Origin of the sequence: Alkalihalophilus lindianensis (assembly GCF_032843265.1) — a bacterium.
Lineage (GTDB): Bacteria > Bacillota > Bacilli > Bacillales > Bacillaceae_D > Alkalihalophilus > Alkalihalophilus lindianensis.
This window is the reverse complement of the sequence record NZ_JAWJBA010000979.1, coordinates 1-239: the sequence shown is the minus strand read 5'-3', so window position 1 is coordinate 239 and position 239 is coordinate 1. Positions and strand designations below refer to the sequence as shown.

Below are 239 nucleotides of genomic sequence, written 5' to 3'. Positions count from 1 at the left end.
CAAAGGGATTTACTCTTATTGCAACATCCAAAATTTCACCACTGGTAGCATCCAGGCCCTGCTTTTTGGCATTAGTTCCAATTACAGCAAAAGCTCCTGTATACGCGCCCAATAAGAATGCGCCTATGGCAGGCACCGTAAGCTTTAAAATGTTTTTCCTATAGGATTCGGGAGACATTGCTCCTTGAAATCCTAAGAATGAATTATTTATTTTCATGATTCTTACTCCTGTTTGATTG

1 protein-coding gene is annotated in these 239 nt (G+C 39.7%); it reads right to left on the bottom strand.

Annotated features, from left to right (window positions below; all coding sequences use genetic code 11):
* Nucleotides 1-217 (bottom strand): hypothetical protein (locus tag RYX56_RS25045; RefSeq protein WP_317124476.1); only part of this gene is annotated, 217 nt, incomplete at its 3' end.
* Between the last annotated feature and the right edge of the window lie 22 nt (nt 218-239).